We start from the raw sequence: 9,474 nt of genomic DNA on the forward strand, positions 1-9,474 counted from the left end.
CGTCTTCAAAGAGCGGGCATCCTGTTTCTACTTTCCTCCCCACGTCCCCTTCACCGTGGAGGCCATTCACGATACCGAATGGGCGATCTTTGAAGCATTCACCTCCAAAACCGGCCAACCACGTTTATCTCAAAGGAAGAGGTCCAAGCTAAAGAGGTGGGTAAGGAAAACTTCACCAGAATCGTATACACCATCATTGGACCAGAATTTCCTGCCCAAACACTCATGGTTGGGGAAACCCTGAACCGCCCGGGATGCTGGTCGAGTTTCCCTCCCCACCGTCATCAAAAAAATCGTCCCCCCGAGGAGTACGCCCTTGAAGAGGTGTACCACTATCGCTTCCACCCCCAGCATGGCTTTGGTGTCCAGTGCCTGTACCTGGAAAGTAAGGAAATCGAAGATGCATACCTCATCAAGGATGGTGATACGTTTGTGATTCCTGGTGGATACCACCCGGTGGTGGCCGCTCCTGGGTACGCACTCTACTACTGCTGGGCCCTAGCCGGGGAAAATCGAGTCCTAAAACCCTTCGAGGACCCTCCGCATCGCTGGGTCGGGGAGTGATGGAACACGATGCTTCCTTGATAGACGAAGTTCTCCAGGGGTCTGAGCATTCCAGAAAGGGTACCGGCAGTCTTCACAATAGGCGTCACTTCCAAATTTTGAAGGACCCACTCCCCATCTACCCTCTCTCAACGACACGCTAAACAGAGAAAAAAAGCAAAAACCCGGCCGAGTTACCTGCCAGGGTGACCCTCGATAGATCCATTCGAGGGCAGGCTCCTCGATAGATCCATTCGAGGGCAGGCTCCTCGATAGATCCATTCAGGGGTGACGCTTTTTTATCCGTCATTCCCGCATGAACCCCCAATCCGTCATTCCTGCATGCAGTAAGCAGGAATCTAAATCCATGATAAGGAAAAGTCACTGGGATTCCTGATTACTACATTCAGGAATGACAGAGAGGGGAAGATTCCGGCTTAAAGATTGCCGGAATGACCCCTGCTTAAGACATGCAGGGGCAGGCTCCTCGATTAATCCATTCGAGGGCAGGCTCCTCGATAGATCCATTCAGGAATGACGCTTTTTATCCGTCATTCCCGCACGTCAAACCTTCCGTCATTCCCGCAGGTTACCCCTAATCCGTCATTCCTGCATGCAGTAAGCAGGAATCCTAGTAATGAAATCAAAAGTTCGAGCACCGAGATCCCACTCAAACACAGGCAGCCTGGAAACCATTCCGGTGAAACAACCCGGAACGAACAAAATCCTCTCACCTGAAGGCAGTTTTTTGCACTTCTGCACGTTCTTTTCCGTATTCTTCTCGCTGTCCTTTCATCCTCAATTGGCGAAAGTAAACGTTTCCAATCTTTCCAGCTCCGTGGTCCGTCATCTGGATAGAACCTCTTAACCTGAAGAACATAAGATGATTGACTCTATGGTGGAGTTTTGTTAAAATTGCTAAAGAGGATGAATTTCGGCTTAAAATCACGGTAAAGTTTCGAAGGATTTAATTTAGCCCTTATACTCCAAGGTTTGGACTGCCTGGCTTCTTTGAATTGGGAAAAGCAAAAGAAAAAGCATTCTTCGAGTTCCTTTCCAAAGCAAGGCGAAGAACGGGCAAAGGAGGTGAAGAGAGTCATCGGGTGAATCACTGGGACAAGGGATACGAGGACGGGTCAAACTCCAGATATTCGCTTGTGGTCCATGTGGTGTCGATGGAGGAAATCGAAAGGAGGATAAGAGCCATGAAAAAGATGCTCATCGTGTTTCTCATTCTGGTGCTTGTGGGTGTTGCGTGGAGTGGTGTTACCTTTGGGGAAACTCGAAAGGTCAAGGTTGGACTTTCCTGGAACGAAAAGCTCCATGCCCTTATCCAAGCCTGGGAAGACTACATGATTCGTTACAGCAAAGAGTACGGACCGCAGAAAGGGTTAGAGTTTGAATGGGTGGTCACGGTAGCCGACAGTGATCCCGTTCAGCAAGCCGCCAACATCGAAAATCTGATTGCCCAGGGGGTGGATATCATCATCGCCCGGGCGCACGACGCGGCGGCAATTGGAGCTTCCATCAAAGCGGCTCGTGAGGCCGGAATCCCCTTCGTGACGTTTGACCGGGAATCTTCCACCGAGGTTCCCACCGCACACGTGGGTGCAGACAGCTATAACCAGGCGGTCACAACGGCGCTCTATTTTGCTGGACTCCTCAAAGGGCTTGGAATCAAGGGCAAGGTGATTGAGGTGATGGGTGACCTGCGAGACATGAACGCCGTGTACCGTTCCAATGGTTGGCACTACGTGGAAGACCAGCTCGGTGCATGGGAAACCATCGCCCAGGTACCCACCGAATGGAACCCGGAGAAATTCTACACGGGTTTGAAAAACGCCCTCCAGGCCAATCCGGAAGCGAATGCCCTCTTTGTCCACAGCGACTTTGCCTTCTCCGCCGTGGAAAAAGCCCTGGCCGAAGTGGGACGACTCGCTCCAGCCGGTGACCCGAATCACATTTGGATTGCAGCCCAGGATATCAATCCTCAGGGGTACGAAGCCATGGTCAAGGGGTACCTCGATGTCGCCACCACCTACGATGCCTACTTCCATGCTGTTGAAGCCGTGAAGGTGCTCACCAGTATTCTGCTTGGGGAGAAGATTCCAGAGGGACAGAAATTCCTGGTCGCAGGACGGGTTGCCACCCCGGATAATGTCGAAAAGCTCGAGAATATGTGGGCCAGAGAGTACAAAGACTGAGAGCACACGAAAAACCGGAAAAGATTGGGAGGGCTGCCCTCCCAATCTTTTTTAACTGGAACTGAGAGTCTGGGTGCCCAAGCCACCAAAGAGGAGTTTGAAAAATGCTGAAAAAAGAAGAACTGTACCGGTACATCCCACTCCTTGTGTTTGCACTGATTGTGGTTGTGATGGGGTTCGTAGTTCCCCGATTCCTCTCGCTTCGAAACATCGTCAACATCTTGAATCAGTCGGCAGCCCTGGGTCTCATGGCCATTGGCATCACCTTCGCCATGGTGACCGGAGGCATTGACCTTTCCGGACCCTCGGTGATGGCTCTGGGAGGAATCCTGGGGGCCATGTGGATGCGACAGGGAGGATCCCCTCTCCTGGGTAGCGCCATCATGGTGGCGTTCTCCACCCTCCTTGGGGCCTTCAACGGATTCGCCGTGGCATACCTCAAAATGGTCCCATTCGTGGTCACGCTGTCCATGATGTACGTCGCCACGGGAGCTTCAATCTGGCTTACCAGGGAAGTGAGTATCAGTAATCTCCCGCCCCGCTTCATCGCTACTCTCACCGCCCGAATTCTGGAGATTCCCGTTCCGGTTTTCCTCTTTTTTGGAGTGGCCCTGGTCGTATTCGGGCTGATACGCCAGAGCCGCTACGGACGATGGCTCTATGCCACCGGTTCCAACGTCACCGTCGCAAAACTCCTGGGAGTACCCACCGAACGGATGGTGTTCACCGCTTACCTTTTTTCGGGCTTCTTTGCTGGCTTAGCGGCGGTAGTGACCACGGCTCGTCTTATGTCGGCGTCGTCCAAGATGGGGGGCGAAGGGGTGATCTTGAACGTAGTTGGAGCTGCAGTGGTGGGAGGAGTCAGCGTCCACGGTGCTGAAGGGAGCGTGCTGGGAGCCGCCATCGGTGCTCTGTTCATCACGATTCTCGAGAACATGATGAACATGATGCAGGTTTCCTACTATCTGAGTCTGGTAGCCAAAGGCGCCCTGGTCGTTGCCGTGGTGGCCTTCGATTACTGGCGCAAGCGAACCTTTCAAGAACGAGGTTGATGACCATGTTCACTGTCTGGAGAACACGTCGATTTTCCCTCCTGGGGCAAGAGCGTCTTTTCCTCATTGCCATCGTGGTGTTTTTTGGATTCTCCCTCCTGTCACGGCGATTTTTGACCCTCACCAATCTCTTCAACGTCATGCACGCAGCAGTACCGCTTGTGTTCGTCGCCGCCGGGATGACCATGGTGGTCCTCACCCGAAACCTCGACATCTCGGTTGGCTCGGTAGCCTTTTTTGCTCCGGTGGTCGGCTCAACGCTTCTTGTACGCTACGGGGTTCCTCTCTCCCTGGCGGTGGTCATTACCCTCGGGGTAGGCCTTCTGGCCGGACTTTTGAACGGTTTTGTGGTCACCAGGCTGGGGGTTAATTCTTTCATCGCTACCTTGGGTACCATGATGGCCTTCAGGGGAATTGGCCTCCAAATTGTGAAGGGCCGAACCATCGGTCTTCCTTCCTCTCTCACCGGGTTAAGCAGTGCTCGTTTGGGGGTTTTTTACTGGGATATTCTCTTTTCCCTGGTTTTTCTTTCTCTTTTGCACCTTGTGCAAACCAAAACCCCTTTTGGCCGTTACGTAGCTGCGGTGGGGAGTAACGCCGACGTGTGCCAGCGGGCTGGCATTGATGTCAAACGGGTGGTGCTCCTCTCCTTTGTGCTCTCCGGGACTCTGGCCAGCGCAGGAGGACTCTGGCTGAGCGCCCAGCTTGGCTCAGTTTCGCTGCGCATGGGAATCGGCATGGAATTCGTCGCTCTGGCAAGCGTGGTCATTGGGGGTATCAGCTTGTTTGGAGGAGAGGGGTCACTTTTACCGGGAACTCTCCTTGGGGTGTACATCCTCTACATGATTGAGAGCGGCTTAAACTACCTGGGGGTATCCCCATATTTATATCCCTTTGTGCGCGGGGGGCTAATTTTCGGTGCCATGTATGTCGATGCGCTGCGCATGCGCTTCGCCGAGAAGCACGGCGCACGTTCTATGGAGAGGTGAATTGGTATGGAAGACTGGGTACATCCCCAAAAAGAGGTGGTGCTTGAGGTCAAGGGCCTCTGCAAGTTCTTTGGGGGGATCAAAGCTGTGAATGGGGTCGATTTCAAAGTGTACGAACGGGAAATCGTGGGAATTGTGGGAGATAACGGAGCAGGAAAGTCAACCCTCATCAAGATTCTCTCCGGAGTCTACGAAAAAACCGCGGGACAGATTTTTGTCCATGGACAGGAAGTAGAAATCAAGAATCCAAGCGATGCCCGAAAAATGGGTATTGAAACGGTGTACCAGGACCAAGGACTCATCCCCATTTTTGACGCCGCTTCCAACCTCTTTCTGGGGCGGGAAAAACTCCGGGACGACGTCTTCGGCCGTTTCTTTAAGCTGGTTGACGACCGATTCATGCTCCAGGAAACCAACCGGGTGCTCAACGCCCTGGGGGTGGACATCAAAGACGTCCGTTCCAAAACCCTCTACCTCTCAGGCGGGCAACGGCAGACGGTAGCCATTGGAAGGGCGGTGTACTGGAAAGGGAAAATCCTCATTTTCGATGAGCCGACCAACAATCTGGGGGTGAAGCAGGAACGGAACGTTCTTGACCTCATCAAGCGCATTCGGGACGAACTGGGAGCCTCCATCATCATCATCAGTCACAATATCGCCCACATCTTCGAAGTTGTGGACCGGATTATCGTCCTGCGAAATGGCGAAAAGGTGGGTGAACGGTTGAAGACTGAAACCAATCCGGCTGAGGTGGTGGCCATGATCACCGGGGTCAACGAAACCCGGCTGGAACGGATTTGACTTCAGTCCAAATGGACCCCTTTCAGGGGATCAAAAAAACGTAAAGGGGTGATAGACCATGGCCTTACAGTATGCCATCCACGCCTATGCCTGGACAGGGCAATGGAGCAACGCGACTCTCAATCTCATCGACCGAGCTCAAGAGTTTGGGTTCGACCTCATCGAAATCCCTCTCATGGATATCGACCTCGTCGACCCTTCTGCCATCCGGGAACGGTTAAAGCAGGTCGGAATCGGGGTGGTGACCTCAACAGCCCTCCAGGACTTCTACGACCTCACCAGCGATGACCCAGAAATTCGAAAAAGGGGTCTTGAATACCTCCTCCGCTGTGTACGGGTCAGCGCCGAAATGGGGGCCAAAAGCTTTTCGGGAGTCATCTACTCAGCCATGGGAAAACGGATTGACACCATGCCGGGTGAAGTCCACTGGGAACGGGCAAGTACTGCTCTGCGCACGGTAGCCCAGCTTGCCCGGGATTTCGGGATGGTGGTGGGCATTGAACCCATCAACCGCTACGAAACCTTCCTCATCAACACCTGCGAGCAAGCCCTCCGTCTCCGGGACATGATCGGGGAACCCAACGTGGGAATCCACCTCGACACCTACCACATGAATATCGAAGAAAACAACTTCTACGAACCCACCAAGCAAGCTCTTCCCCATCTGTGCCACTACCACTTAAGCGAAAGCCACCGTGGAACTCCCGGTACGGGAACCGTCAACTGGGATGAAGTCTTCAAAGCTCTGGGAGAGGGAAACTACCAGGGGGTGGTGGGTATGGAATCGTTTGCCGAAATCGCCGAATCCATGCGCGCCGCTACCTGCATCTGGAGGAAGTTAGCACCTTCAACCGAGTTCCTCCTGCGGGAGGGTCTTGCCTTCCTTAAGGGTCTGGAAAAGAAGTACTACCGGTGAACTCTTCGTCCTGGGTTCCCATGGAATCCACCAGACATTCCTGATGACCAAAAGGTTTGCACAGGTCCACAGTGGGGTATCCTCAAAATTCCACTGGAAGTGGGATACCCCACTCAAATCGGAAAAAGCGTCAGAAATTTCTTCCGATCCGTAAAGTAAACCTAAACGATGTGACCACCTCGCCCTCACAAGGGGATAAAGCCGGATCTTGTTCTTTTCCGTCACCCCGGCAACCTTTAAGCCGGAATCTTCTCCCCTCTGTCATTCCTGAATGTAGTAATCAGGAATTCCAGTGACTTTTCCTTGTCATGGATTTGGATTCCCGCTTAAAGCATGCGGGAATGACGGAAGGGGGTTTTTGCGGGAATGACGGATTGGGGGTTTTTGCGGGAATGACGGAAAGGGGGTTTTTGCGGGAATGACGGATAATGGAGTGTCATACAGGAATGACAAAGGTTTTCATGTGGGAATGGTAGAAAGGAGGAATCCCCCTCAATTCCTGCGCACGTGACGAGGTTTTGAAAAAAAGGACGTGGGTACCTCATTGGGCAAAGGGTAGACCCTAAAGAATGGACCCCAGAACATTGGGTTTTTCCACCCCAGGATTTCCAAAAAAGCCAGGCGGCTTTTTGCCGCCTGGCTTTTTTAACCACACCACATCACGCTTTTCCACCATCGGTGGACCAAAACAACCGAAGGTGGACCTCATTGAGCTTCCTCAGGAAGTGGGAGGATTAAGGTTGGGAATATCAATGGTAGTTTGATTTTGTGCAACTGGATTTGTGAATGGATTTGGAGCCTGGCCGAGAGAGACAAAAACGGTAGCACGAACAGTAGTAGTACCCCCACTCGTAAAGCCAACTTGGTTTAAATCCACCCTGAACTCTGTGGTCACGTCCCAGCCAGCATTCATGTTAAAACCGGAACCACCAAAGGATCCGACGTAGTCTCCGTTACTATAGTTGAGGGGGAAACTGAGCGGTGTATTCCCTCCCGGTGGACCGTAATGAACGGTAAGAGTTTGTCCACTTGCACCAGGTATGGTCACCCTGATTCCATAGAGGGCATTCGGATAATCACTTCCACTATTATTCTGCGCCCTCACGGTGAGTGTGACCACAGTACCATTGATAGTCGGGGTACCGAAGGTGATCGAAAAGGGAGCTGGGGTTGGGGTTGGAGTTGGAGTTGGAGTTGGGGTTGGGGTTGGAGTTGGGGTTGGAGTTGGAGTTGGAGCGGATGGAGAAACTGGAGATGGAGATGGAGATGGAGGATTAACGATACTATTTGCAAGATTGACAATTTGAGGGATGGTGGTGGGGTCATTACCAGCATTCAGAGCGTTTTCAACTTGGGTAACGAGCTGGTTGAACCCTGGAAGGGTTAAAAGATCCTCCAGAGGAATCGATGCGGGGTCTTCACCCCTTTCTACTCTGGCAGCAAAAAGCAGGGCTTGGGCAGTGGAGGTCGCATCGGCCACACCCAGATCAACGGTTTCCCCAGCGCTCACCGCAGGGGACACATCGAGAACTTTCACATTCCCTTTTACCACCTGAACAAGGTATGGTCCACCGGCCGGTACTTCCACCCGGTAGTTTCCGTCATCGTCAGTGACGGTGCTAGCAACGATATTCCCCGTTCTGGGGTCAATGACGTTGACCGTTGCCCCTGCCAGCGCCTGACCGATGACCTGCTTTCCCCGTGCTGCTCCCTGAGGAACCACAACTCTTCCCTGGAGAACCGCCCTCGGTTCCGGGGTTGGAGCCGGTGGAGACACCATACACCCGTTCAGCATAAGCGCCACCAGGGCCAAAACCGCCAGCACGAAAGAGCACTTTGAACGAACCATCACACATCCTCCTTTCATGATTTTTTGGGATTCCCAAATCCCGGTTCTATCACCGGGAATTTTCCCTAAATCGTGTTCCGTATTTGACATCCTGTGCCCCATGGGACTTTTTGTCCCTTCCTTCGGGGTGGATGGCAACCACAACCATGAGTTTTCCTTTCTTACCCATCTTTGTGTGGACACTAAACCTTTTCAGGATGAACCCCATGGGAAAACCCAAAAAGGGACACACCTGCCTTCACCGATGTAACCTCAGTAAAGAACCACTCTTCATACCCCGTTTCGATGGGATAAAAGACCCACCACCAAAAGAGGAAAGGGGGAAAGAGAATCCGGCAAAACGTCCTCTTTCGCAGATAGAAAAGTAACCACTCCCGCATACCCCCGCCCTGCGGGAACGGCACTGACCCCACTCTCCAATTTAGCTGGGGGATACATGTCACCTTGAGTTCGGGTTTTGCTGACACCATCACTCACCTTTTTCAGGATCCATTGTAGCCTCTTTTACTGACATTACGTGTCACTCTCAAAGTACCGGGTCCACATTTTTTCAATTTTTCAAGGTTTTCTTCCCCCACCAGAGGCAACCATCCGGAAAAAAACGCAGTTATTATTGCATTTTATTTTATATATTTATAAAATATTGCATAATATCCAGGACGAGGTCGTCCATGACACCACGAGGAAAACCAGTGGTTTTTTATGGCGTATCCTCTCCACCACAAAGGAGGCTACAGGTCATGCGTTTCTTAAAGCTTCCCTACCAGACCTTCATACACCTGGTGGAAGTGAGTAAAAAAACCAGGTGTCAAGCAGTACTTCCGGTATATTTAGCCCTCCTTTACCATGCCGACTCCTCCGGGTATTGCTTTCCGGGATACCAGAAAATCATGGAACACTCAGGGGTGCGGGGAAAAGGTTCCGTCAACCGCTACTTCTTGACCACCTCTACAGTGAGTGTAGAGGGTTCTACAGTGAGTGTAGAGGGTTCTACAGTGAGTGTAGAGGGTTCTACAGTGAGTGTAGAGGGGTTCTACACTCATTGGAGTACCCCTCTACAGTGAGTGTAGACGAACTAGATCCATTTAACTATACCTATTTAACTATACCCACTGAACTA

9 protein-coding genes are annotated in these 9,474 nt (G+C 52.1%); 7 read left to right on the forward strand and 2 right to left on the reverse strand.

Translation table 11 applies throughout. From position 1 onward, the window contains the following. Nucleotides 1–96 precede the first annotated feature (96 nt). From ABDK92_10380 to ABDK92_10405, 6 genes are all read left to right on the forward strand, one after another. A complete protein-coding gene (locus ABDK92_10380) occupies nucleotides 97–564 on the forward strand; it encodes a 5-deoxy-glucuronate isomerase (GenBank protein ID MEN3187011.1) in 468 nt (155 codons plus the stop codon). 1,184 nt (nucleotides 565–1,748) lie between these two features. After that, complete coding sequence (locus ABDK92_10385) at nucleotides 1,749–2,747, forward strand: sugar ABC transporter substrate-binding protein (GenBank protein ID MEN3187012.1); 999 nt, start codon at nucleotides 1,749–1,751, stop codon at nucleotides 2,745–2,747. Between the two features lie 104 nt (nucleotides 2,748–2,851). Beyond that, nucleotides 2,852–3,799: an ABC transporter permease gene (locus ABDK92_10390; protein ID MEN3187013.1), complete on the forward strand. Its 948-nt coding sequence runs from the start codon at nucleotides 2,852–2,854 to the stop codon at nucleotides 3,797–3,799. Nucleotides 3,800–3,804: 5 nt separating this feature from the next. Next, the gene (locus ABDK92_10395) at nucleotides 3,805–4,788 is read left to right on the forward strand and encodes an ABC transporter permease (protein ID MEN3187014.1); all 984 of its coding nucleotides are present in this window, start codon (nucleotides 3,805–3,807) and stop codon (nucleotides 4,786–4,788) included. 6 nt (nucleotides 4,789–4,794) lie between these two features. After that, a complete protein-coding gene (locus ABDK92_10400) occupies nucleotides 4,795–5,589 on the forward strand; it encodes an ATP-binding cassette domain-containing protein (protein ID MEN3187015.1) in 795 nt (264 codons plus the stop codon). A gap of 58 nt (nucleotides 5,590–5,647) precedes the next feature. Beyond that, nucleotides 5,648–6,505: a sugar phosphate isomerase/epimerase family protein gene (locus ABDK92_10405; protein ID MEN3187016.1), complete on the forward strand. Its 858-nt coding sequence runs from the start codon at nucleotides 5,648–5,650 to the stop codon at nucleotides 6,503–6,505. 718 nt (nucleotides 6,506–7,223) lie between these two features. Here the strand turns inward: ABDK92_10405 and ABDK92_10410 are convergent. Together ABDK92_10410 and ABDK92_10415 are read right to left on the reverse strand one after the other, a co-directional pair. Next, nucleotides 7,224–8,354: a carboxypeptidase-like regulatory domain-containing protein gene (locus ABDK92_10410; protein MEN3187017.1), complete on the reverse strand. Its 1,131-nt coding sequence runs from the start codon at nucleotides 8,352–8,354 to the stop codon at nucleotides 7,224–7,226. 182 nt (nucleotides 8,355–8,536) lie between these two features. Next, a complete protein-coding gene (locus ABDK92_10415; GenBank protein ID MEN3187018.1) occupies nucleotides 8,537–8,758 on the reverse strand; it encodes a hypothetical protein in 222 nt (73 codons plus the stop codon). Nucleotides 8,759–9,094: 336 nt separating this feature from the next. On the opposite strand from ABDK92_10415, the gene ABDK92_10420 reads away from it, so the two are divergent. After that, on the forward strand, nucleotides 9,095–9,418 hold the full coding sequence (locus ABDK92_10420; GenBank protein MEN3187019.1) for a hypothetical protein: 324 nt from the start codon (nucleotides 9,095–9,097) through the stop codon (nucleotides 9,416–9,418). Nucleotides 9,419–9,474 lie beyond the last annotated feature (56 nt).

This window comes from Atribacterota bacterium (assembly GCA_039638595.1).
Lineage (GTDB): Bacteria > Atribacterota > Atribacteria > Atribacterales > Caldatribacteriaceae > Profundicultor > Profundicultor thermophilus.

Excerpts from the sequence above, each read along its gene's own strand:
- ABDK92_10385 (MEN3187012.1), top strand. The coding sequence starts at position 1,749 with ATGAAAAAGATGCTCATCGTGTTTCTCATTCTGGTGCTTGTGGGTGTT.
- ABDK92_10390 (MEN3187013.1), top strand. The coding sequence starts at position 2,852 with ATGCTGAAAAAAGAAGAACTGTACCGGTACATCCCACTCCTTGTGTTT.
- ABDK92_10395 (MEN3187014.1), top strand. The coding sequence starts at position 3,805 with ATGTTCACTGTCTGGAGAACACGTCGATTTTCCCTCCTGGGGCAAGAG.
- ABDK92_10400 (MEN3187015.1), top strand. The coding sequence starts at position 4,795 with ATGGAAGACTGGGTACATCCCCAAAAAGAGGTGGTGCTTGAGGTCAAG.
- ABDK92_10405 (MEN3187016.1), top strand. The coding sequence starts at position 5,648 with ATGGCCTTACAGTATGCCATCCACGCCTATGCCTGGACAGGGCAATGG.
- ABDK92_10410 (MEN3187017.1), bottom strand. The coding sequence starts at position 8,354 with ATGGTTCGTTCAAAGTGCTCTTTCGTGCTGGCGGTTTTGGCCCTGGTG.
- ABDK92_10420 (MEN3187019.1), top strand. The coding sequence starts at position 9,095 with ATGCGTTTCTTAAAGCTTCCCTACCAGACCTTCATACACCTGGTGGAA.